This window comes from Chryseobacterium sp. UF-290, assembly GCF_058245615.1.
Map to the genome: position 1 here is coordinate 290,159 of NZ_JBSICB010000001.1, position 22,978 is coordinate 313,136.

Consider the following 22,978-nt stretch of genomic DNA (forward strand, 5'->3'; position numbering starts at 1 on the left):
AAAAGTATTAACGTATGAATGTATACACTACACTTCAACAATTATTTGTTTTTTTTATTTTTATTAACCAGTTTTACGGTCATCATGATCAGAAATACAAGAACGAAAAATCCTGTGATTAATTGCCACCAGTATTCAATTGCCATAGATTTTAAGATGACGGTAAATACTACCAGGAACAGAATGAAAGTAGCAATTTCGTTCGCCTGTCTCAGCTTGATATTGGCAATTTCTAATGTATTTCCGTTCAGTGTCTTTAATTGAAGAACCTTTTTCCAGCACCAGTAATGGTAAACGGCAAGCCCGATAAGGAACGTCAGTTTCAAATGAAACCAGCCCATTTTCATCAGTCCCGGATTTAAAAAGATCATAACCAATCCGCATACCGCCATAATGACACCTGCCGGAACGGTAATGATATTCCACAGCCTTCTGGCCATAAAGGTATACTGCTCTCTCAGAATTTTCTTTTTTTCTTCCGGAAATTCATCAGTATCCTTATAATAAACAAAAATCCTCACGAGATAGAAAATTCCCGCAAAGTAGCTTACCATAAAAATAATATGCAGCGCTTTGATTATTGTATAAAGCATTCAGAAAAAATTAACAGCAAAGATAAGCTTATTATACAATTGTTAAAAATAATTTTCTTTTGATCAGGAAAATCCAATCAAATCTGATTTATATAAAAAATTGTTCGGCTCAGGCAGCTTCGCTGCCCTGAGCCGAACATTATATTTTCATTGTATTGGCCAATCCAAATATTAAGAAATCACTCCTAATTCTCTTCCTACTTTTTCAAAAGCAGCAATCGCTTTATCCAAATGCTCTTTGGTATGCGCAGCGGATAACTGTACTCTGATTCTGGCCTTTCCTTTAGGAACCACAGGATAGAAGAACCCGATTACATAGATTCCTTCATCCATCAGTTTTTCAGCCATTTTCTGAGAAAGCGGGGCATCATAAAGCATTACCGGAACGATGGCAGCATCACCATCCGGAATATCAAAACCTTTAGCTTTCATTTCAGTTCTGAAATAGTCAGCATTCTCCATTACTTTATCTCGAAGTGAGGTATCTGCAGAGATCATATCCAATACCCTCAGGGCAGCACCTACGATTCCCGGAGCCAGTGAGTTCGAGAATAAATAAGGTCTTGAACGCTGTCTCAACATATCGATGATCTCTTTTTTACCGGAAGTAAACCCTCCTAAAGCACCTCCTAAAGCTTTTCCTAATGTAGAAGTGATAATATCTACTCTTCCCATCACCTCATTAGCCTCGTGCGTTCCACGGCCTGTTTTTCCGATAAATCCGGTTGCATGGGAATCATCAACCATTACCAAAGCATCATACTTATCAGCAAGGTCACAAACGCCTTTCAGGTTAGCAACAATACCGTCCATAGAAAATACTCCGTCTGTGACAATAATTTTGAAACGGTGATTTTTTTCAGAAGCTGCAATTAACTGAGCTTCCAGATCAGCCATATCATTATTTTTATATCTGTATCTTGCTGCTTTACAAAGACGAACCCCATCAATGATAGAAGCATGGTTCAGCTCATCTGAAATAATAGCGTCCTCTTCGGTAAATAAAGGTTCAAAAACACCTCCGTTGGCATCAAAAGCAGCCGCATAAAGGATCGTATCCTCAAGACCAAGGAAATCAGCGATCTTCTTTTCCAGTTCTTTATGAATATCCTGTGTTCCACAGATGAAACGTACCGATGACATTCCGTATCCGTGTGACTGGATCATATCCTGTGAAGCTTTCATTACCTCAGGGTTGTTGGATAATCCCAGGTAATTATTGGCACAGAAGTTTAAAAGCTTTTTACCGTTGGCTTCTATTTCCGCACTCTGCTGAGAGGTGATGATTCTTTCTCTTTTGTAAAGTCCGTCATTCTCAATATTCTGAAGTTCGTTCTGTAAATGTTGAAGGTATTTTTCAGAGACCATTTTTAGTAATTTTTAGATGTGCTAATTTACTAAAAAGGCAGTAAAATAAAACCTTTTATAAGTTTAATTCTAAAAATTTGATCTCATATTCAGTTTTAACACTATTAGTCTATAAATTTAGTAGGATAATATTTATATATTTGCTTAAAATACGAGAACATGAAATTAAAGCCGGTAGAAAAAATAAAGAAAATCAGTTCAGAAACTTTTGTTAGCAGCTATATGAAGCCCAGGCTTCCCATTATTCTTGAAGACTTTGTTGATCCGGACAGTCCCGCGTTTAAAAAATGGAATTATGACTATTTCAAAGAAATAGCAGGGAATCATAAAGTCAACATATATGGCAGTGAGCTTGACTCATTAGACAGGGTGGCAAGTGATCCCATTGCGCAGACTACATTTTCAGAATATCTTGACCTGATAAAAGCCGCTCCCACTGAACACAGGCTTTTCTTATTCAATCTGCTCAGCATTCAGCCTGAACTTAAAAATGATATTATATACAATGACGTGACAAATGGTAAAATATTAAAGTGGCTTCCTTTCATGTTTTTTGGAGGCCAGGGATCTGTTACCAGAAATCATATTGATATCGATATGTCTCATGTTTTCATCACTCAGTTTCAGGGAATCAAAAGGATCTGGCTTTTTCCCTGGGAGCAGTCTGATTTGATGTATAAACTGCCCTATAATTTTCATAGTCTGGCACAAATAAAAAATCCTGATTACAGAAAATACCCAGCCTTACTCTATTTAAACGGTTATGAAGCTATTCTTCATCCCGGTGAAACCCTTTACATTCCATCAGGCTGGTGGCATTATATTCAATATGACACTGAGGGGTATTCTGTATCTGTAAGGGCATTGCCTTCAAGTCCTCTTGAAAAATGGAGAGGTTTTAAAAACCTGGTGATCACAAGACATTTTGATAATATTATGCGTAACCTGTTCAAAGAAAGATGGTTCAGGTACAAGGTAAAGATCGCTAAAGAAAGAGGAACAAAAGCAGCAAAAGAACAAAGAAGCTTTCAAATATGAAAGCTTCTTTTATTTTATAATTACATTTATCAGTGTTTAATAAATTTAATATTCTTCTCTTCAACAGTAAAAATATAAGCTCCGGGAACAAGCTCTGCAATTCCTATTGTCTTTCCAGGCTGATAGGTTCCCTTTCTTACCAGCTTTCCGTCAATTGAATGAATAGAATAATCTGTTGCTCTGGCTACTCCCTTCAGGTACAATTCATTCCTGGCAGGATTGGGATATAAAGCAAAACCATCTTTTTCTGCTGCGGAAACACTTAAAGTATTATCCTGAGTAACCGTAGAGTTCTTTTCCAGGATCTGATTCTCATAATTAAACTGTACACTTGCAATCGGGAAAGATACCGACTCCTGGAAATACTGATTATTTGAAGTGTTATTGAGCACCAGGTACGCAGTCTGTCCTCCAGTTCCGTTCACTTTTACAGGTAAAGGCATTTCAAAGAAACTTACCGTAGGACTGCTTTGGGTCTGAATAACATTAAATAAAGTCTGACTTCCGGACTGCTGCCATCTTATTTTATAGGAAGGATATCCTTCACCATACACCCAATCATTAAAAAACTCCGTAAAATCTTTTCCTGTAGACTGAAGCAATGAAGCATTAAGGTCTGAAGTCCTCGCATAGCTGTAAGCCAGAGCCGGCCGTGCATGATATTCTTTAAGCGCCTGATAAAAAGCGTCATCACCTAACACCCATTTCAGCATTCTCAGGATATATCCTCCTTTTGCATAGGTAAGCCTGCTGTCAAATATCCTGCCAATACTGGAAAGACCACTATCAGGAACATAAACACTTCCTCCTGCATTTCCTGTAATATAATCGATCTGATCTCTCAGATAGTTCATAAATTCAGTGTTGGTCATGAGTAATTTTTCATAGGCCACATGCTCTCCAAAGGTAGCAAAGCCCTCATTAAGCCAGATATCGTTCCATGCACCACAGGTTACTTTATCTCCAAACCACTGGTGGGCAAGCTCATGAGCGATAAGCGTTTTATTCCATCCCCCCATGGAAGACATGGTCTGATGCTCCATACCTCCTCCATACAAATATTCCATATGCCCGTATTTTTCATTGCGGAAAGGATATTCCCCAAAATACGTTTCAAAAGTATTCATAATCTGTTTGGTCCAATTGATATTGGTTATACTGGACGGCGTTGCATTGGTGGACGGATAGATATAATTGATAAATGGAAACGGAGGGTTTCCGATGGTATCCGTTAACTTGACAAAATTTGTGATAGACAGTGCGATCAGATAAGCCGGTGTAGGATACATGGTCCTCCAGAATGTAAGCTTTGTGGAACCGGTAGGAAAAGTTTCAGACATCAGCTTTCCGTTGGCAGCTACACTGTATGCGCTAGGGGTAGTGATTTTAAAATCAAAACGGTCGATCTTATCATTCAGGCTCTGCTTGGTAGGAAACCAATCCTGTGCTCCATAAGGTTCGTTTAGTGTGGAAAGGACAGGAACACCTCCCTGTAAGCCGGTAGAAAAAGCATCATTGGCGGAAGAAGGAACTCCTGAATAATAGATTGTAAGAGAATCTAAAGTATTCGCAGGAATAGAAGCCGGAAAATCTATCTTTATTTCTTTGGATGAAAGCTGCTGAAAGGAAGTAATATTGTTCCCGTGGTATTTCACCTGGGAAACTGTAAGGGTATTGGAAAGATCAAAATAAATACTTCCCATATTCTGCGTAGGTTTAAAATGAGAGGTCACCGAACCGGAAATGCTTTTAACTGCCGGATCGAGGCTAACATCCATTCTTTGGTACTGCAGGTCATAATTCAGGGTGTTGGGGTTGACATTACCGATATTCATTTTATGGGTAAAGGATTTTTTTTCTTTTTCGATCAATCCTTTTTTATCAATATTTTCATCCTGTTTCTGTCCGTAAAACGGTTGGGATATCAAAAATCCCAATATCAAAAGATAGAACTTTTTCATACTTACAAATATTTTAATCAAATATAAAAAAAACCTTTTAATCAATGATTAAAAGGCTGTTATAATATATAAAATAAAATAATTTTAAAGATCTAATGCAGGTTCAAGAATTTTTTCCATTCTCTTTTTCACCATATCCACCGACCCGGAATAGTTGTTGACCATTAAAGAAAAAACCAGGGTTTTACCTGAATTTGTTTTCAGATATCCTGCCAGTGTCTTTACTTTGTTTAAGGTTCCCGTTTTAGCAAAAACCTGCCCGTTACCTTCTCCGAGAAACATTCTTTTTAAAGTTCCGGACTGTCCGCCAACCGGTAAGGAAGTAAGATAGGATCTGTAATATTTTTCATCCATTAAAGAGGTCAAAAACTTAACCTGTGAGATCGGAGTCACATTATTGTTTCTTGAAAGTCCGCTCCCGTCCATGTAATTAAGACCGATCATATCAAAACCTGCTTCTTTCAGGTGGTCCGTCACAACTATTCTTCCTGTTTCAGAAGTCTGATCTCCCATTTTCTGGAATCCTACTGTTTTCAGTAGGGCTTCAGCAAGTGAGTTATCACTGCGCTGGTTGGTATAATAAACGATATCTCCTAACGTCGGAGATTTGTAAGCTGAAAGCATTTTTCTGCTCTCCGGTGTTGCATCCGTCATTTTCGGGGTTACTTTTCCTGTTACAGGAATTCCGCTTTTCGCCAATGTCGCCTTAAAAGAATTGGCCAGGTAAGCCGGCGCATCCGGAAGCTTTGTTGTTAAAACCCCATCCCCGTCATACTTTTCTGCATATACCATTTGGTGAGCATATGGAGAAACATAGAAGAACTTCTTATCTGTAGAAAAGCCTCCTTTCTTTACGATCAGCTTTTCATTGGCCGGGTTAATCCCACGGGTAGTTCCTACAGGCAAATAATAATTATTGTTTTCCAACCATACAACATTTTCCGGAAGCATTGATATATTGCCTTTGAAAAGCGCTGTCTGAATGATAATATCACCATTTACCTTTCTGATTCCCTCACGTGAAAGCCCACCTACGAAGTCTGAAATAATGTCTCTGTATGACCATGCCCCTGCCTTATTCGTTCCCAGAGAAGGATCTCCGCTTCCTATGATGTAAAGGTTTCCGTTTAACGTCCCGTTTTCATCAACCGTTCCTGAATACTCAAGCTGAGTCATCCAACGGTAGTTTTCTCCCAGGAGATTTAAAGCAGTTTCTGTCGTCAGTAATTTGGTCGTCGAAGCCGGAACCAAAGGAGTGCTTTCATTATACGAAGAGATCACCTTCTTCGTTTTCGGATCATACACTACGAATCCCCAGTTTGCATTTTTCAGCACAGGATCCGCCATCATTGTGTTTACATTAATATCTACAAGTTCTTTTGCTGACAAAACGGTCTTTTCCACCACCGAGCTAACGGGTGAGGGCAGATTTAAGCTGTTTTTCTGATTGTCATAATTCTGAGAGTAAAGAACGGTAGAAACGGTAGATTGAGCCAGGAAGAAACCGGAAGCCAATACCGCTGCGCTTGAAATATATTTTCTGTAATTTACCATCTATCTTCTTTTTGTTCTGTAGTTTGACACTATAAAAAATGATAGGTTAAATCATTCAATACAAAAGCCAAACACTTAATCAACGTCCAAAAGTAGAAATTATTGTTATATAACGGACCATCGCCGTCTTATAAAAGAGTGTAAATTTTGTTAAAAATTGTTAAAAATCTACAAAAACCTCCTTTTTAATGCTTTGATATGCAGTGATTTCATCAAATTCTTTCAAACTTATCAAAACCATACTCTTGAACTTCTCATAATTTTTTCCACGGGGCAATTTAAGCAGAATCTGGAATTGATATAAATTATTCAGCCTTGCAATCTGAGCTCTTTCCGGACCTAAAACACAATCTTCCGGCAGGTATTTTCTTAAGATAGAACCCAAGAACTGAGACGCACGATCCGCTTTGTCTTCTCTTCTGTGTTTCAGCTCGATCATAATCAGCCTGGTAAATGGCGGATAATGGAATTTCTGGCGTTCTGTAAGGATGTATTTATAGATCTTCGCAGGGTCGTTCATCTTGATCAGCTGAAATACGGAATGGTCTGGATTATAGGTCTGGATTAAAATTTTTCCTTTTCCGGATACCCTGCCCGCTCTTCCTGAAACCTGGGTGATCAGCTGATAAGCCCTTTCTTCCGCTCTGAAATCCTGTACATACAACAGCGAATCCGCTTTTGGAATAGCCACGATTTCAATATGGTCAAAATCAAGACCTTTGGAGATCATCTGTGTTCCCACTATAATATCCGTTTCCCTGTCTTCAATCTTCTCATACAGCTTTTCGTAGGCGAATTTTTTACGCATAGAGTCCACATCCATCCTGTCCACTTCGTTATCCGGGAACAGCCTGGAGACTTCCTCATGGATCTGTTCCACGCCTACTCCTCTTTCATTCAGGTTTTCAGAATGGCACTTCGGACAGGTTTTCGGTTTTGAAGCTCTTTGCCCGCAATAGTGGCATTTCATTTCATTGGCTGCTTTATGGTAGGTCATTACCACATCACAATTGGAGCAATAATTCACATAACCGCAGGTTTCACATTCCACTACATTAGCATATCCACGGCGGTTGTGAAGAACAATAGCCTGATTTTTATCGTCTACAGTCTTTTTGATCTCTTCAATCAGCCTTAAGGAAAAGTTTCCGGAAACTTTTTTAGATTCCTGAGCTTCTTTGAAATTGATCAGCTCATATTCCGGCAGATTCACATTCCCGAATCTTTCATTCAGGAAAACGTATTTCATTTTATCTTTTCTGGCCCGGTAATAGCTTTCAACAGAAGGAGTAGCAGATCCTAAGATCACTCCCGCATTGTAAAGTCCACCCAAAACCAATGCTACATCTTTAGCATTAAAATAGGGAGAAACTTCTCTTGGCCTGTAGGCCGAATCATGTTCTTCATCTACAACTATGAGTCCCAGATTCTGATAAGGCAGAAACAAAGCATTGCGGGTTCCTATCAAAATACGGATATCGTTCTGCTTTATCCTTCTCCATACTTCCACCCTTTCAAAATCAGTCAGCTTCTGATGGTAAAACCCAAGCTGCCTGCCATATTTCTTTTCTAATCGCTGGGTAATCTGCTTGGTTAGAGAAATTTCAGGAAGTAAAAACAAAACATTCTTACCTTGTTGTATACATTCTTCAATTTTTTCTAAATAAATATGCGTTTTCCCGGACGAAGTCACCCCATGAAGCAGAACATTTTTCCCTTCTTCAAAAGCTTCATCAATTTCAGATTTGGCTATTTTCTGCTGTTCGGAAAGCTCTTCCAGCTCTTCAATTTCTCCTTCATAGCTTTCAATCCTGTCCTTCTGCATATGGTACTCCTCTACCAGACCTTTGTCTGCTAAAGCTTTGAAATGAGAGCTGCCAAAGTAACCATCTTCAAACAGCTCTGCCTTCTTTACAGGAATATCCGGATGTTCAGTCTGCTTTTCCAGAATCAGAAGAAACAGATCTTTCTGCTTAGGAGCTTTATTCAGCTTTAAAAGAATTTCAGTAAGATTCTGATTTCCTAAAGCATCATCACTGATCTTTACATAAGCCACTTCTTTGGCCTTATATTTTTCAGCAATTTTCTCATCGATCTCGATATACTGCAGATCGATCAGCGAATTGATGGTTTTGATGATATCTTTTTTGGGTATAAATGCTTCAATGTCCGTCAGGTTGATCAGCTGCCGTACTTCCAAAGCCTGAATCAGGTACATTTCATTGACATCCAGATTTTCAAAATCAACAACCGCACCGGGTTTTAGTTTTAAGTAAGTCTCGCTTTCCAGTTTTAAAGAAGAAGGGAATGAAAACCTGTAAATTTCTCCAAGCCCGCACAAATAGTAATCTGAAAGCCAGTTCCAGAATCTGATCTGCTCCTCAGGCAGAATCGGCTGATCATCCAGCATACTGATGACTTCCTTTGCTACAAAGCTTTCCGGAGCATTGTCATGAAGTTCAAATACAATTCCCGTATAAATCTTCTTTCCGCCAAAAGGCACCAGTACACGCATTCCCGGCCGGATCTCAGCCATCAGTTCTTCAGGAACTTTATAGGTAAAAGATCCTTTCAGGTTCAGGGGTAAAACAATTTGAGCGTATTGCAAGAGAAATTTTTAAAGTGTAAAATTAGATTTTTCTTCAGAAAACTGCAACTTTGTCGGGATGGTTTCGCTTCGTCCAACGAAGATCTGATGTTTTGATTCAACTATTAAAAAAGCAGTTCTGTTACCTTATACCAAAACGCAGAAGTGAAAAATCCCACAATGATGCTGACTCCAATGATCAGATTTGTCAGCTTTGTATTCAGCCTGAACTGCTCTGCAATGATACTTGAAGTCACCAATGTCGGCATTGCTGCTTCAAATATGGTGATTTTAGCTATATCTCCTTTTATTCCCAGCAACAAAGCTAAGCCTAGAACAATAGCGGGAGCCAGCACCAATTTATAAAGCATTGACATTGACATTTGAGGGATCAGTTTTTTCCAGCCATTAAATTTCAGCTGCAGTCCGACAGAAAATAGAGCCAAAGGGCTTACCGTGGCGGCCAGCTTGTCAAAGAATGGTTCTGCTATCGTAAAATCTATGAATTGAGATAATATCAACGCAGAAATACAACCTATCAACGGAGGAAATGTGATCAAACGCTTTAAAATAAATGCTGCGCTTACTTTTCCCGATTTACTGCCACCTTTCACTGCAGCTATGATTCCTAACGTAGACAAGGCAAAAAACATCGTCTGGTCACAGATAATCGCAATACTTAAAAGCCCTTCTCCATAAAACGCGCTGATCAGAGGAAAACCGATGAAAGAGGTATTACTATAGCCGCTTGCCAGCTCCAAAGTACTTCTTGAACGCCTTGAATATCCTCTGCTCTTACTGTAAAACATCATAAAGAAGAAACAGAAAACAGAAATTAAAAACGTAGCGACGATTGGGAACAGCATTTCTGTTGTCCATTTTACTTTAGGCAGATACTTAAATGAAACTGCCGGAAGAGCAAGATAAAGAATCCAGGTATTGATACCCTTGTGGGCATCGGGGTGGATAGATTTTGTTGCTTTGAATATCATCCCTGCAATAATGCACACTGCAATCAGAACAAAATTTACCATAACTGTAAAGGAATATGGTGCAAATTTACGGCTGATTTTTGAGTTGAAGGGGTAAAATTGATATTTTTTTGAGGATGATTCTATTAAAAAAATAAATAAATGAAGGATGTGATAAGAAAATTTATTTTCAGACTTGAAACCTAACAGGTTTTGGAAACCTGTTAGGTTTAGCTTTTTCCAGTATCTTTTTTAAACTCCCGCTGATTACACAGATCTGATTGGTGAAATTTGTTGCAATCTGCAACATTTTTTTAATCTTTGAATCTATTTTTCAGATCGGTTTCCGCACCTAAAATTCTGATAATTTCAAATTCATCAGTTTCGATGATTCTGTAGAAAATGATATGCTTATTTGATAGAAACCCCAGAATATCAGGAGCAACTTCACTGTAGCTTTTTCCCATCTTTGGATTTTCCGCAAGCATCTGACAAAAACAGACCAATTCATAATAATATTTGTCAGCCTGAAATTCCGACCAAAATTCATATGTATATTCGTAAATTTCAGAAAGATCTTCAACTGCCTTATTAGTAAAAATATATTGGCCCATTATTTTTTCATTTTGGCCTTTAAGAATAGCAGGTGTTTTTCCGGATCAAAATCATTGGCCTTTCCACTTTCAACTCCTTCCTGAATTGCATTTTTAAGGAGCTGAAGCTTATTTTCCTCTTCTTCTAATAATCTTAATCCAGCACGAATCACCTCACTTGCATTTTTATACCTGCCTTGAGAAACTTTATGATCAACAAATTCTTCAAAATAATCTCCTAAAGAAACTGATGTATTACGTCCCATATCTTTTTCGATTTTTAAACTCTATATCAAAGTTACCAAAAATTGGTAACTCAATCAAATTTATAAAAAAGTATTGTAATTTTTCTTGAAAATTTATTGCTGGCTTTACCCCTAACAGGTTTTAGAAACCTGTTAGGTTTAGCTTTTTCCTAGTCTCTTTTTTAAACTCCCACGAATTACGCAGATCAATAGGAAAATGTATTTTAATTCTTTATTCCATCCCAAAGGCTCATTACCTCAACTTTTTCCAAAGGCCTGGAAAGTGTAATGATCTTTGAAGTCTTTGGTAACAGATCAAAAAAATTGTCACTGAAATGGGTATCTCCCATCAAATAGACATCTTTCGCCAAAACATCTGTTGACACTTCAATTTTAGTTGGTGATATTTTTCTGATGGAAATATCCGGTTTTGAAAGTTTCAAATCTTTTGGTCTGCTAAAAAAGAACAGCTTTTCAAATTTTAAATCATCTTCAGAACTGATCTTTAAAACAACCTTTGACAAATCGAATTGAGCAAGATCTGATTTACTGACGCTCAATATTTTTTCACTTGCATTTGCCTTCAGGTTACCCGGTTTATTATTTTCCCAAAGCTTTTTACCATCAAAGTCAAACCCTTCTAATTTCAGGTTAAAATGTAAGTCTTTAAGCCAATCGCTTATCAGGTAAATGTCATATGTTTTATCTGTTTCTGCAACGGATATCAATGTTGGCTCAAAGCTTCTTTTTGCCTGATAATGGAATGCTTTCCAGTTTCCGAGATAATCAACAGATGACCATGAAACTACAGGCCAGCAATCATTAAGCTGCCAATACAGGGTTCCCATATTATAGGGTTTTGCTCTACGGTGAGCCTCAATAGCCATCTGCATTCCTCTCGCCTGCAACAACTGTGATACGTAATTGTATTTCACAAAATCAGCAGGGATATGGTAATCACGCTTCATATATTCATTAATGATCTCCCAGCCTCTGCTGTGTTTTTCATGGGCTTTGATGGCTGGATTTTTCAAACTCAGATCCGGAGCTCCTGAAAACATTGCTTTTGTGGTTTCAAGTGTAGGCATTCCCTGAAATCCATATTCGGACATGAAGCGTCCTACTTTTTCGTTGTAAATCTCAAATGGCTGTTCGCCCCACCAAACTCCCCAATAATGGGAGTCTCCTTCCGTAAGGCTTTCTTTATGCCCCCATCCGATCGAAGGAGAACTTGGCCAATAGATATTTTTATCCGCAGTAAGATTTTCTTTTAAAGAACCGGGAATCACTTCGTGAAAGAGCTTTTTATAATCTTTCCAGACCTGTAATGAATCATTTTTTGAATACTTAAACTGCTTCTGATAGCCCCAGTTGACAATGGCTTCATCAATTTCATTATTTCCGCACCATAAAGCTATTGACGGGTGGTTCTGAAGCCTGTTGACCTGATCCTTCACTTCTTCTTTTACGTTGTTCAGAAACTCATCATCCGCCGGATAAAAGCTTCCTGCAAACATAAAATCCTGCCAGACCAGAATTCCGTTCTCATCACAGGCTTTATAAAACTCATCATCTTCATAAATTCCGCCTCCCCAGATGCGGATCATATTCATATGGGCATCTTTGGCATCTCTGATCAGCTTTTGATATTTTTCTTTGGTAACCCGGGGAGAGAAACTATCGGCAGGAATCCAGTTGGTGCCCTTGATATACATAGGTTTACCATTAACTTTAAAGTGGAACGATTTTCCTTTTTCATCCTTTTCCTGTACCAGCTCTATTGTTCTCAGCCCTATTTTCACCATTTCATCAGAAAGCAGCTGAGCCTCTTTCTGCAGTGAAATTTTCACCTCATACAAATATGGCGCTCCCCAACCATTAGGTTGCCATAATTCCGGGTTTTGAATACTATAAGGAACATCGATCTGATTTTGTCCTTTTTTTAATTGAATCGTATGGATTTGATTGTTAACCGTAATTCTGTATTCTCCTGCTTTATCCGCAGAAATCAACGCGTGAACAGCCAGGTCTGCATTTTCACCGGATATCTTTTTCTGCTCAATTCTGACATTTTCCAATATGGCATGATTCCAGAATATGATCTTTGCATCTTTCCAGATTCCTGCCGTTACAAGTCTGGGTCCCCAATCCCAGCCAAACTGATACTGCGCTTTTCTTACAAAGCTTCTTGGAGACTCCGGCATAGTGAACGGAACCGCTTTTGCCAGCTCTTTTCCGGTATTGACAGCAGACTTAAATCTGACCTGTAATACATTATCTCCAGCTTTCAGATGGTCTTTTACCGGGATCTGCCATTTCCTGAACATATTATCCGTTTTTTTCAGCAGTTTTCCATTCAGGTAAATTTCTGAGAAAGTATCCAATCCGTTAAATACTAATTCAATATGATCATTCTTTAATTCTTTCGGAGAAACTTTAAAACCGGTCTGGTAATCCCAATCTTCATTTTCGATCCACTGAACTTCCTTTTCGTTTTCATCTTTGAAAGGATCCGGAATGATATTGTTATTCATCAGATCCAGATGAACTGTTCCCGGAACTTTTGCAGGAAGCCAGCTTTTATCTTTTGCATTTCTGAACTGCCAGCTTTCAGAAGACAAGCTTCTTTGAGAGAACTGCGCAAAAAGAATATTCTGTAAGAAAAAAGAAGCAAAAAGGATCGTTTTATTCATCAATTAAGTTTGTTTACAATTCTATGGATTCCGTACTTAATAAGTTCACTGTTAAATTAATAAGTAGTCTCAGTATATTCAGATATATTGATCTGTTGCTGTCAGGTTTCTATTATTCTTATTGAGATTTCCCGGAATGATAAACTAAATGTATATTATCGTATTATGTATTCTTCAACGCGACCACTTCATCCGGATTGGCAAAAGCTCCGCCATCAGTAATAGCTGAAGAATGGAAATAAGCAGCTTTTGTTATGGCTCTTATCTCTTCGATATTTGAGGAACGGAGTCCGCCTCCTACAAGTATTTCTATTCTTCCATCGGACAATTCAACCAGTTTCTTCAGGTTTTCTTTTCCTTCGGATACATTAGGCTTCTGGCCTGACGTAAGAATGGTTTTAAAGCCACATTCAATTATCTTTTCTAAAGAGTCTTCCAACGTTTTTGCCCGGTCAAAAGCACGATGAAAAGTACAGGGAAGCGGTGCCGCCAATTCTACTAACACCTTATTCTGTTCCATATTCACCTCATCATTTTCGTGCAGAATCCCCAGCACAAAACCGTCTACATTCAAAGACTTCAGCTGAAGCAAATCACTTTTCATCTGTTCAAATTCCGGGTCTGAATAAGTAAAATTACCTCCTCTGGGACGGATCATCACAAAAACCGGGATATTAATTTTCTCCCGGAGCTGTTTTGTGGTTTCAAAATCCGGAGTTGTTCCTCCTTCACCTAATCCGTCACACAATTCTATTCTGTCGGCACCATTCTTGAAAGCGATCAATGCTGACTCAGGGTTGAAACACGCTATTTCTATTTTTGACATTTTATTGTATAGGTTTAATTCAATTTCGGTTCTTCCTGCCATACATCGGCAATCAGAAAAGTTCCATTTTCTTTGATCACTTCTATGCTAACCGGGTATTCTGACTTAAGTTTTTCGTCAGAAAGTAGCACATCGAACCACCACTCCTGCTCAGACTCCACAACGAGTTTACAGCGGGAAATTTTAATTTCCTCCCAGTCCTGTCCGGTTATTAAGAACCCGGTATTAATTCCTGCTTTCTGAACATCAAATTTCATTCTCCATTTTTCATAAAATTCTTTTTTTGTAAGACTTCCATCTACCTCCATATCAACATTCGTGGCATCAGTTTTATATTCGTAATAATCCGGAGTTGTCATTTTTTGCATATTCTTATCTAGATTACCAAGATCAGCTTTAAAATAATCACCGATACTCTTTTTCAGCCACTTTTTTGCTTCCTTGGATTCGTTAACATCAGGTTTAGTCAGGGTCACATTTTCTTTTACCAAAGGTTCTGTTTTCACCATTTCTTTCTTTTCTTCCTTACATGCTAAGATTAAAAACAGGGAAGCAATAATCATTCTTTTCATATTTTTCTAAATGTTGGCCCAAGCCAATAGATTGTCATATAATTGTTTAAACAGGCTAATTGTCTGTTTCTATTGAATTTTAATATTCCATGCAAAGAATGATAGTAGTCTATAATACTGTTTTTAAGGGCGACAGAAAACCAGAGACTTTCAACAAGTTTTTACTCTTGTAGATTAGGAATCAACAGGATACAATTTTATTGAAGATAAAATCCTTGCGTCTTAAAAGCATAAAGTTTTAAAAACGCCCCTTGGTCTTTGCGTTTTCCAACAAAAAACTATTTCAATGCAAATTCAGGCTTTTCAAGACGGTTTCCTTTCTGATCATAAACTGCAAAGTTGAAACCATCCTGAATACAGTAAGAACCGTACTCCCCTTTTTTGTTGATGGCAATAAAACCAACCTGAATATCTTTAAGATTCTTATTCCTTCTCTGATTGATCTTCACAATCCTGTCCACTGCCTCTTTACAGGCTTCCTGTGGGTTTCTGCCCTGTCTCATCAATTCAACGACCAGATGAGTTCCCACTGTTCTGATCACCTCTTCACCATGACCGGTGGCCGTAGCGGCTCCTACTTCATTATCTACAAATAATCCTGCTCCGATGATTGGGGAATCTCCTACCCTGCCATGCATTTTAAAGGCCATTCCGCTCGTTGTACAGGCTCCTGAAAGGTTCCCTTGGGCATCAAGAGCAATCATTCCTATGGTATCATGGTTCTCAATATTGGCGACAGGCTTATACTGACTTGTTTTGAGCCATTCTTTCCATTCTTTTTCTGATTCGGGGGTGAGAAGATTTTCTTTTTTGAAACCCTGAGAAAGAGCAAACTGAAGTGCCCCGTCTCCCACCAGCATAACGTGAGGCGTTTTTTCCATTACAGCCCTGGCAACGGAAATCGGGTTTTTGATATGTTCCAGGCAGGCTACTGATCCGATATTATAATTATCATCCATGATACAGGCATCCAGGGTTACCCTTCCATCTCTGTCCGGCCGGCCGCCATACCCTACGCTTCTTTCTTTAGGATCTGATTCTACCAGACGAACTCCTTTTTCAACTGCATCTAAAGCTTTTCCTCCTTTTCCCAGAACTGTCCATGCCTCTTCGTTCGCTTTCAACCCAAAATTCCAGGTAGAAAGTACAATCGGCTTGTTTACAGCTGTAGTTGGTTCAGGCAATTCGGCAGCCATCAGATCCAAAGGATTTACGGCAAGCGCTGCTGTCGCTATTCCCAGTTTTTTGATAAAACTTCTTCGGTTATTGTTCATGGTATTTCCAATTATTATAATACCTGACAAATCTAAAAAAATACCATCTACCCTGCAGACATTAATTGCTCTACAGTCATAGGGGTATGAATTCCAAATTTATCAGACATCCAGATTATTATGCTGTTTTGATATTTTTCTATTCTAACAATATGATCAGGATTAATCAAATGAGTATTTCCTTGTTGGTCTACAATGCTGATAAATTTCATAACAAAAAATTTTGTTTTAAAAGTACAAATTTTCACGTTTTCCAAGCATAAATTCTCAAGATAACATTGTTTTTTGGTTCCAATTAGTAGATTCACTTAAAATTTTCAGAAATAAGAGGAAAATTCCGAATAAAGTATAGTGTCCTGCATTGGGTAAAATTTTCCCGGAATCAATTAGCTCCAATTTCATCAACAAATAGCCATGCTTTTGAATCAGCTCCCGGATTTCCTGCCGGAATAATCCCAGCATTTTCAATGATCACTTTAAGATATCTGGCATTTTGTGCTCCTACATTTACTTTAATTTTACCTTTGACATTCTGAATTTCTTCTTTTCCGATTTCTCTGATCATTTTAAAATCCCTGTTATCATCTGAGACAAAGATCTTTGCAGCTCTTGCAAGGTGGATCCAGCTTCCTTTATTTTCCAATGTATTAAAATATACCTCAGAAAAACCGGCTTTCTGTCCGAAATCGATTGTCGCTGCTACATCTTTCCCCTGGAAGCCCAGCCATGTTTTACCCAACTGTTTTACATTCCCGATAATGCCATCTACTAAAGTAAAAGCTCCACCAAAAGAATAGTTTTCACTGGGCTGCTGTTCAAGGGTTATATTTTTTCCTGTTGTTTTTGAAATGGTAAACTGCTGTGAAGATACTGCACTTTTCAGTTGATCATCCTCAAAATAAGCAGATTTGACCGTTAAAGAATTAGGAATTGAAACAGGATTCTGATATGTTTTGGAGTTGATTGCAGGAACCGTTCCGTCCAGGGTATATCTTATTCCATTCGAATTCTGTGAAGTGGATAATTCATAGGCGATTCCATTTTTAGCAGGAATTACCTTTCCGGAAATATTGTAAATGCTCTTCGCATAATTCACGTTCATCTTGTCCAGAACTTTGAACTGATTGATCACCCTGTTTTCAAACGCTTTATAGTTCCTAGGATCAGATGTTCCCCATCCTACTTCCGAAAGTGCCATCAGTCTTGGAAATATCATGTACTGTACCTGCTTAAAATCTAAGATATATTCTGTCCATAAATTAGCCTGAACTCCTAAAATATATTTTGCCTGTTCCGGTGTAAGCTCAGCAGGAACAGGATCATAGGAATAAACTTTATCTAACGGCGTAAAACCTCCAAATGCGTTAGGTTCCGATTGTGGATCTCCCTGATAATGGTCAAAATAACAGTAGGCTCCCGGCGTCATCACTGCAAAGTGTTTTGATTTTGCCGCTTCAATGCCTCCGTTTACTCCCGTCCAGCTCATTACTGCTGCATTAGGGGCTAATCCACCTTCTAAAATTTCATCCCATCCGATGATCTTTCTGCCTTTAGCATTGACATATTTTTCAATTCTCCGGATAAAATAGCTCTGTAAGCCATGTTCATCCTTTAAATTATTGTTCTTAATCAATTCCTGGCAGTGGGCGCATTCTTTCCATCTTGTTTTCGGGCACTCATCACCACCAATATGGATATACTGAGACGGAAACAGCTGTATCACCTCATCCAGCACATTTTCCAAAAATGTAAATGTTTCATCTTTAGGACAGAACACATCATCAAAAACGCCCCATTTTGTAGCAGGTTCAAAAGGTCCTTTGGTACAGGCTAACTCTGGATATGCGGATAATGCCGCGAGTGCGTGTCCAGGCATTTCTATTTCCGGGACAACAGTGATATGTCTTTCCTGAGCATATTTCACCACCTCTTTTATCTGTTCCTGGGTATAAAAATAAGGTCCGTAAGGCTTTCCGTCGAATGTATTATCTACATAAGCCCCAATCATGGATTCTTTACGTTTTGAACCAATTTGGGTCAGTTTCGGGTATTTTTTTATTTCAATTCTCCACCCCTGATCATCAGTTAAGTGCCAATGGAACGTATTCAGCTTATACATTGCCAAATAATCTATATACTGTTTCACCTCATCTACCGTGAAAAAGTGACGGCAAACATCCAGATGCATTCCACGCCATGCAAACTTTGGCTGATCTTCAATTTTTAAAGCCGGAATTTTCTTTTCTGTTTTATAATTTTCGAAGAGCTGGATCAATGTCTGAAGGGCCAGAAAATATCCTTGCTGAGTATAAGATTTGATATGAATTTGCTTTGGCGAAACTTCAAGGGTATAAAATTCTTCTTTTCCTGCAGGCGTATCGGACAGTTTTGAATACACCAATTGAGCTTGCGTGCTTTTTGAGTCTTTACATTTTATGATTGAAGCTAATCTTTTTTTGAAATATTCCGTTTCATTTTTAGGCAAAGCATTACTTACCTGCAAAACTTCGGGAATGATAAAACTTCCCTCATTCATCTGTAGATTTTGAGGATAAGGAATCAGGTTCAATGTATTCTGGGCAAAAATCAGGTTTGAAATCAATACAAAAAGAACTAAAAAAGGACGTATCATTAGATGGTGTTAAGGTTTTAGCTAAGATAAATATTTTCTAAAACTTATAATCGCATTTCGACTTATAAAAACCGATTTAGGGAAAATATAATAACCATCTTCTTACATTCTATAAATTCTTAATGGTTAAATAGATCTGATCATGTATAAATACTAAACAAACAGCAACAGTTATTTATGGTTTGCTTTTTGATAAATCTAAGCCAATAAAGAAATTTAACATTAAATTTGTAAAAAAAATACGATGAGAAAAAGCATTTTTCTGGCAGCCGGATTACTTTTTTCAGTTTCCACACAGGCACAGATCTTGGATATGATAAAATCCACAGTTAAAGATAAAACAGGAGTTGACCTTAATACTCCTGTAAAAACGAATGGAACGACACCCTCATCCACAAATACAACAGCCACTACTCCATCCAATAATTCATCGCCCAATCTTGGAAATCTTACTTCAACACAGATTTCATCGGGGCTAAAAGAGGCTTTAAATATTGGGGTAACCGATGGAGTAAAAAAACTGGCGGTAACTGACGGATTTTTTAAAAATGAAGCGGTAAAAATCTTAATGCCTGAAAAATTAAGAAAAATAGATACGACCCTGCGTTCTCTGGGTATGGGAAGCCTTGCGGATGAAGGTGTAAAGCTGCTCAACAGAGCTGCTGAAGATGCCGTTACGGAAGCTGCTCCTATTTTCACAAACGCCATTACCTCCATGACCATTACAGATGCTAAAAATATTCTGTTGGGAAATGACAATGCTGCAACCAATTATCTTCAGGGTAAAACTCAAAGTCAGCTATTCACTGCTTTCCAGCCAAAAGTAAAGGCTTCATTGGGAAAAGTGGGTGCAGACTCCGTATGGAAGAATCTTATCTCAAAATACAATACATTCACAGGGCAATCTGTAACAACGGATCTTAATGAATATGTTACGACAGAAACCATTAATGGGGTATTCAAAATGGTGGCTGAAAAAGAAAGCGGGATCAGAAATACGCCGGCTATGAGAACAACGAGTATCCTGCAGAAGGTTTTTGGGGCACAGGATGGGAGATAAATTAGAAGTTGGATATTAGAGGTTAGAAGTTAGATGACCAACTAGCCGATAAATTTGAGAGATAAAGGCTGTTTCATTGATGAGGCAGTCTTTTTTTATATTATTATCAAACTTTATCCCGCAAGAAGGATTTTCTTAAAGCTAACTGATTTTTTTATGCTATGCTTTTTAAAGTGATTATTCTTTTTGCCACGAATGCACGAATTCTTTTGTGAGTATGTTCTAAAAACAGATCCAAATTATATTTCATTCAATTTATAAAAGGTTTCTTACAACAGCAAATATTTTATATAAATTTCATATAAAGGATATGGCAGAAAAATTCGTGTATTCGTAGCTGAAAAAGAAAGCGGCGGGCCCACAAGTGGGCCCGCCGATCATTTATTTTATCAGGTTTAGAACTGCATTTCAGGAATTTCTCCTTCGATGATCAGATCTGCTTCTGTAGCTTTGATGATGTCTTCTACTGAAACGCCCGGAGCCCTTTCCACAAGCTTGAAGCCTTCAGGAGTGACATCCAGCACTGCCAATTCAGTAACGACTTTCTTTACACAGTTGACTCCGGTAAGCGGAAGAGTACATTTTTTCAGGATCTTACTTTCTCCTGCTTTATTGACGTGCATCATAGCAACAATAATATTTTCAGCAGAAGCTACCAGATCCATCGCTCCCCCCATTCCTTTCACCATCTTTCCCGGAATTTTCCAGTTGGCGATATCTCCGTTTTCTGCAACTTCCATCGCACCAAGGATAGTAAGGTCTACTTTCTGACCACGGATCATCCCGAAACTAAAAGCAGAATCGAAGAATGAGCCTCCTTCTAAAATGGTAATCGTTTGTTTTCCGGCATTGATGATATCTGCATCTTCTTCTCCTTCGAAAGGGAAAGGTCCCATCCCCAAAACTCCGTTCTCACTCTGGAACTCTACGGAGATTCCTTCCGGAACATAGTTGGCAACCAAAGTAGGAATCCCGATTCCCAGGTTTACATAATAGCGATCTTTCAGTTCTTTTGAAATTCTTTTGGCAATTTGTTCTTTTGTAAGCATAATAAAAACTTAGACTGCAATTTAAATATTTTCAACTGAATACAAAAGGGCTTTGTTGCACTAAACAATTAACAGTGTTAATCAAAATTATATCTTTAATTTTGTAACATTATTTAACAGAATGAAAATACTTTTAAGATACCTCAAGCCTTATCAATGGCTGATAATTATTTCTTTATTGCTGGCAACCATTAACCAGGTTTTTTCTTTATTTGCCCCGGCCATTACAGGAAATATTCTGGATCAACTGGTAACCCATCCTAATTTTTTTGATAAAGAAAAACTCTTGCCCAGAGACCTTAATGAATATTTGTATGGAACATCCGTTTACCATGGTGCGTTTTATTTTTTAGGACTCCTCATCGGAACAGCCATGATAAGCAGAATTGCCAAAGCTTTCCAGGATTATGTGGTAAGCGTTATTACCCAGAAATTTGGGGCCAAGATCTTTACAGATGGGCTAAAACACTCAATGGCATTGCCTTATCAGGAATTTGAAGATCAGAGAAGTGGTGAAACACTTTCGATCTTAACGAAAGTAAGGGAAGATTCTGTAAAATTCATCTCCAATTTCATCAATATCTTCTTTGGAATTCTGGTGAGTATTATTTTCGTTTCCATATATGCTATTCGCTTACATTGGTCGATCATGCCTGTATACATATGCGGGATCTTTCTGATCGCCTTTATTACCAATCTATTGAGTAAAAGGATAAAGATCATCCAGAAAAATATTGTTTCGGAAACAACCGCTTTAGCAGGAAGTACCACAGAAAGTCTGAGAAATATAGAAATCGTTAAAAGTTTAGGGCTGACGAATCAGGAAATCATCCGTCTCAATAACAATACGTATAAGATCCTGGGGCTTGAACTCAGAAAGGTGAAAAGCATCCGTTCTTTAAGTTTTATACAGGGAACGATGGTCAACTTTCTTCAGCAGCTGATCACTCTTACTCTTTTATACCTGATCTTTAAAAATATTGTGACTCCGGGACAGTATCTGTCACTTATGTTCTATGGCTTCTTTATTTTCGGTCCTATGCAGGAAATCGGGAACATCATTATTTCTTACCGTGAAGCTGAGGCATCTTTGCAAAATTTTGACCGTCTGATGAAAAAAGAAGTAGAGGAAAAACCGCTTCATCCGAAAAAAATCGGGGCCATTGAAGAGCTGGAATTTAAGCATGTCTCTTTTAAGCATCAGTCTGCACAGTATAAGGCTTTAAACAATATCTCTTTTGGGGTAAAAAATGGGGAAACCATTGCTTTTGTGGGACCTAGCGGCTCAGGGAAAAGTACGTTGGTAAAACTGCTGGTCGGACTTTACAGACCTCAGGAAGGCAATATTTTTTATAATATGATCAATGGAAAAGAGTTTGATTTTGATGAGCTGAGAAATCAGATCGGTTTTGTTACCCAGGATACCCAGCTTTTTGCAGGAACGATCAAAGAAAACCTTCTTTTTGTCAATCCTAAAGCTACGGAACAGGAATTGGCCGTTGCTTTACAGAAGGCGAGCTGTACCGCACTATTGGAAAGAGCTGAAAAGGGTATTGAAACTGTTATTGGTGAGGGTGGACTGAAGCTGAGTGGCGGTGAAAAACAAAGGATAGCCATTGCAAGAGCTCTTTTAAGAAAACCTCATTTATTGATCTTTGATGAAGCGACTTCAGCACTGGACAGCATTACTGAAGAAGAAATAACCTCTACCATCAAGGACATCTCAAAAGAAAAAGAACAGATCACTGTTCTTATCGCCCACCGTCTGAGCACCATCATGCATGCAGACAGAATCTATGTGCTGGAGCGCGGACAAGTGGTAGAAATGGGCTCCCACAAAAATTTAATCGCTGAAAAAGGATTATACTACGCCATGTGGCGGCAACAGATCGGGGAAAGAAAATCGCCCAATCCCCAGACATAAAGAAAGCGCTGAAAATACATTTCAGCGCTTTTTGTTTT

At 38.3% G+C, this 22,978-nt stretch carries 18 protein-coding genes; 3 read left to right on the top strand and 15 right to left on the bottom strand.

Features of this window, described 5'->3' with window-relative positions; all coding sequences use genetic code 11:
* Nucleotides 1–41: 41 nt before the first annotated feature.
* Together AC4IF5_RS01320 and kbl are read right to left on the bottom strand one after the other, a co-directional pair.
* Nucleotides 42–593, bottom strand: a complete 552-nt coding sequence (locus AC4IF5_RS01320; protein WP_490730922.1) for a CopD family protein — start codon at nt 591–593, stop codon at nt 42–44.
* Between the two features lie 171 nt (nt 594–764).
* A complete protein-coding gene (gene kbl, locus AC4IF5_RS01325) occupies nt 765–1,961 on the bottom strand; it encodes a glycine C-acetyltransferase (RefSeq protein ID WP_490730924.1) in 1,197 nt (398 codons plus the stop codon).
* A 159-nt stretch (nt 1,962–2,120) separates the two neighbouring features.
* Between kbl and AC4IF5_RS01330 the strand changes: the two genes are divergently transcribed.
* Nucleotides 2,121–2,999 (top strand): cupin-like domain-containing protein, encoded by an 879-nt coding sequence (locus tag AC4IF5_RS01330; protein WP_490730926.1) that lies wholly within the window; start codon nt 2,121–2,123, stop codon nt 2,997–2,999.
* A gap of 29 nt (nt 3,000–3,028) precedes the next feature.
* Here the strand turns inward: AC4IF5_RS01330 and AC4IF5_RS01335 are convergent, their stop codons facing one another.
* From AC4IF5_RS01335 to AC4IF5_RS01390, 12 genes are all read right to left on the bottom strand, one after another.
* The gene (locus tag AC4IF5_RS01335; RefSeq protein ID WP_490730928.1) at nt 3,029–4,960 is read right to left on the bottom strand and encodes a M1 family metallopeptidase; all 1,932 of its coding nucleotides are present in this window, start codon (nt 4,958–4,960) and stop codon (nt 3,029–3,031) included.
* Nucleotides 4,961–5,044: 84 nt separating this feature from the next.
* Nucleotides 5,045–6,514, bottom strand: coding sequence for a D-alanyl-D-alanine carboxypeptidase/D-alanyl-D-alanine endopeptidase (gene dacB, locus AC4IF5_RS01340; protein ID WP_490730929.1), 1,470 nt, complete (start codon nt 6,512–6,514; stop codon nt 5,045–5,047).
* Between the two features lie 160 nt (nt 6,515–6,674).
* Complete coding sequence (gene priA, locus AC4IF5_RS01345; RefSeq protein WP_490730931.1) at nt 6,675–9,122, bottom strand: replication restart helicase PriA; 2,448 nt, start codon at nt 9,120–9,122, stop codon at nt 6,675–6,677.
* A gap of 104 nt (nt 9,123–9,226) precedes the next feature.
* Entirely contained in the window at nt 9,227–10,135 is a 909-nt protein-coding gene (locus AC4IF5_RS01350; RefSeq protein WP_490730933.1) for an AEC family transporter, read from the bottom strand.
* 251 nt (nt 10,136–10,386) lie between these two features.
* A complete protein-coding gene (locus AC4IF5_RS01355) occupies nt 10,387–10,686 on the bottom strand; it encodes a type II toxin-antitoxin system RelE/ParE family toxin (protein ID WP_490730935.1) in 300 nt (99 codons plus the stop codon).
* Nucleotides 10,686–10,931, bottom strand: a complete 246-nt coding sequence (locus AC4IF5_RS01360) for a type II toxin-antitoxin system ParD family antitoxin (protein ID WP_490730937.1) — start codon at nt 10,929–10,931, stop codon at nt 10,686–10,688. Before AC4IF5_RS01360 ends, AC4IF5_RS01355 begins: the two co-directional genes overlap by 1 nt.
* Before the next feature lie 203 nt (nt 10,932–11,134).
* A complete protein-coding gene (locus AC4IF5_RS01365) occupies nt 11,135–13,603 on the bottom strand; it encodes a beta-mannosidase (RefSeq protein WP_490730939.1) in 2,469 nt (822 codons plus the stop codon).
* Between the two features lie 163 nt (nt 13,604–13,766).
* Nucleotides 13,767–14,429 (bottom strand): copper homeostasis protein CutC, encoded by a 663-nt coding sequence (locus AC4IF5_RS01370; RefSeq protein ID WP_490730941.1) that lies wholly within the window; start codon nt 14,427–14,429, stop codon nt 13,767–13,769.
* A 14-nt stretch (nt 14,430–14,443) separates the two neighbouring features.
* On the bottom strand, nt 14,444–15,001 hold the full coding sequence (locus AC4IF5_RS01375) for a hypothetical protein (protein ID WP_490730943.1): 558 nt from the start codon (nt 14,999–15,001) through the stop codon (nt 14,444–14,446).
* Nucleotides 15,002–15,279: 278 nt separating this feature from the next.
* Nucleotides 15,280–16,275, bottom strand: a complete 996-nt coding sequence (locus AC4IF5_RS01380; RefSeq protein ID WP_490730945.1) for an isoaspartyl peptidase/L-asparaginase family protein — start codon at nt 16,273–16,275, stop codon at nt 15,280–15,282.
* A gap of 47 nt (nt 16,276–16,322) precedes the next feature.
* Nucleotides 16,323–16,487: a hypothetical protein gene (locus AC4IF5_RS01385; RefSeq protein ID WP_490730947.1), complete on the bottom strand. Its 165-nt coding sequence runs from the start codon at nt 16,485–16,487 to the stop codon at nt 16,323–16,325.
* Between the two features lie 170 nt (nt 16,488–16,657).
* Complete coding sequence (locus tag AC4IF5_RS01390) at nt 16,658–18,907, bottom strand: family 20 glycosylhydrolase (RefSeq protein ID WP_490730948.1); 2,250 nt, start codon at nt 18,905–18,907, stop codon at nt 16,658–16,660.
* 244 nt (nt 18,908–19,151) lie between these two features.
* On the opposite strand from AC4IF5_RS01390, the gene AC4IF5_RS01395 reads away from it, so the two are divergent.
* Entirely contained in the window at nt 19,152–19,967 is an 816-nt protein-coding gene (locus AC4IF5_RS01395) for a DUF4197 domain-containing protein (protein ID WP_490730950.1), read from the top strand.
* A gap of 395 nt (nt 19,968–20,362) precedes the next feature.
* Here AC4IF5_RS01395 and AC4IF5_RS01400 read toward each other — a convergent pair whose 3' ends face one another.
* Nucleotides 20,363–21,016, bottom strand: a complete 654-nt coding sequence (locus tag AC4IF5_RS01400) for a CoA transferase subunit B (protein ID WP_490730952.1) — start codon at nt 21,014–21,016, stop codon at nt 20,363–20,365.
* Nucleotides 21,017–21,137: 121 nt separating this feature from the next.
* Here AC4IF5_RS01400 and AC4IF5_RS01405 point away from each other — a divergent pair, with 121 nt between their 5' ends.
* Nucleotides 21,138–22,940, top strand: a complete 1,803-nt coding sequence (locus tag AC4IF5_RS01405; RefSeq protein WP_490730954.1) for an ABC transporter ATP-binding protein — start codon at nt 21,138–21,140, stop codon at nt 22,938–22,940.
* The last annotated feature ends 38 nt before the right edge of the window (nt 22,941–22,978 follow it).

Excerpts from the sequence above, each read along its gene's own strand:
- AC4IF5_RS01320 (WP_490730922.1), bottom strand. The coding sequence starts at position 593 with ATGCTTTATACAATAATCAAAGCGCTGCATATTATTTTTATGGTAAGC.
- kbl (WP_490730924.1), bottom strand. The coding sequence starts at position 1,961 with ATGGTCTCTGAAAAATACCTTCAACATTTACAGAACGAACTTCAGAAT.
- AC4IF5_RS01330 (WP_490730926.1), top strand. The coding sequence starts at position 2,121 with ATGAAATTAAAGCCGGTAGAAAAAATAAAGAAAATCAGTTCAGAAACT.
- AC4IF5_RS01335 (WP_490730928.1), bottom strand. The coding sequence starts at position 4,960 with ATGAAAAAGTTCTATCTTTTGATATTGGGATTTTTGATATCCCAACCG.
- dacB (WP_490730929.1), bottom strand. The coding sequence starts at position 6,514 with ATGGTAAATTACAGAAAATATATTTCAAGCGCAGCGGTATTGGCTTCC.
- AC4IF5_RS01350 (WP_490730933.1), bottom strand. The coding sequence starts at position 10,135 with ATGGTAAATTTTGTTCTGATTGCAGTGTGCATTATTGCAGGGATGATA.
- AC4IF5_RS01355 (WP_490730935.1), bottom strand. The coding sequence starts at position 10,686 with ATGGGCCAATATATTTTTACTAATAAGGCAGTTGAAGATCTTTCTGAA.
- AC4IF5_RS01360 (WP_490730937.1), bottom strand. The coding sequence starts at position 10,931 with ATGGGACGTAATACATCAGTTTCTTTAGGAGATTATTTTGAAGAATTT.
- AC4IF5_RS01365 (WP_490730939.1), bottom strand. The coding sequence starts at position 13,603 with ATGAATAAAACGATCCTTTTTGCTTCTTTTTTCTTACAGAATATTCTT.
- AC4IF5_RS01370 (WP_490730941.1), bottom strand. The coding sequence starts at position 14,429 with ATGTCAAAAATAGAAATAGCGTGTTTCAACCCTGAGTCAGCATTGATC.
- AC4IF5_RS01375 (WP_490730943.1), bottom strand. The coding sequence starts at position 15,001 with ATGAAAAGAATGATTATTGCTTCCCTGTTTTTAATCTTAGCATGTAAG.
- AC4IF5_RS01380 (WP_490730945.1), bottom strand. The coding sequence starts at position 16,275 with ATGAACAATAACCGAAGAAGTTTTATCAAAAAACTGGGAATAGCGACA.
- AC4IF5_RS01385 (WP_490730947.1), bottom strand. The coding sequence starts at position 16,487 with ATGAAATTTATCAGCATTGTAGACCAACAAGGAAATACTCATTTGATT.
- AC4IF5_RS01390 (WP_490730948.1), bottom strand. The coding sequence starts at position 18,907 with ATGATACGTCCTTTTTTAGTTCTTTTTGTATTGATTTCAAACCTGATT.
- AC4IF5_RS01395 (WP_490730950.1), top strand. The coding sequence starts at position 19,152 with ATGAGAAAAAGCATTTTTCTGGCAGCCGGATTACTTTTTTCAGTTTCC.
- AC4IF5_RS01400 (WP_490730952.1), bottom strand. The coding sequence starts at position 21,016 with ATGCTTACAAAAGAACAAATTGCCAAAAGAATTTCAAAAGAACTGAAA.
- AC4IF5_RS01405 (WP_490730954.1), top strand. The coding sequence starts at position 21,138 with ATGAAAATACTTTTAAGATACCTCAAGCCTTATCAATGGCTGATAATT.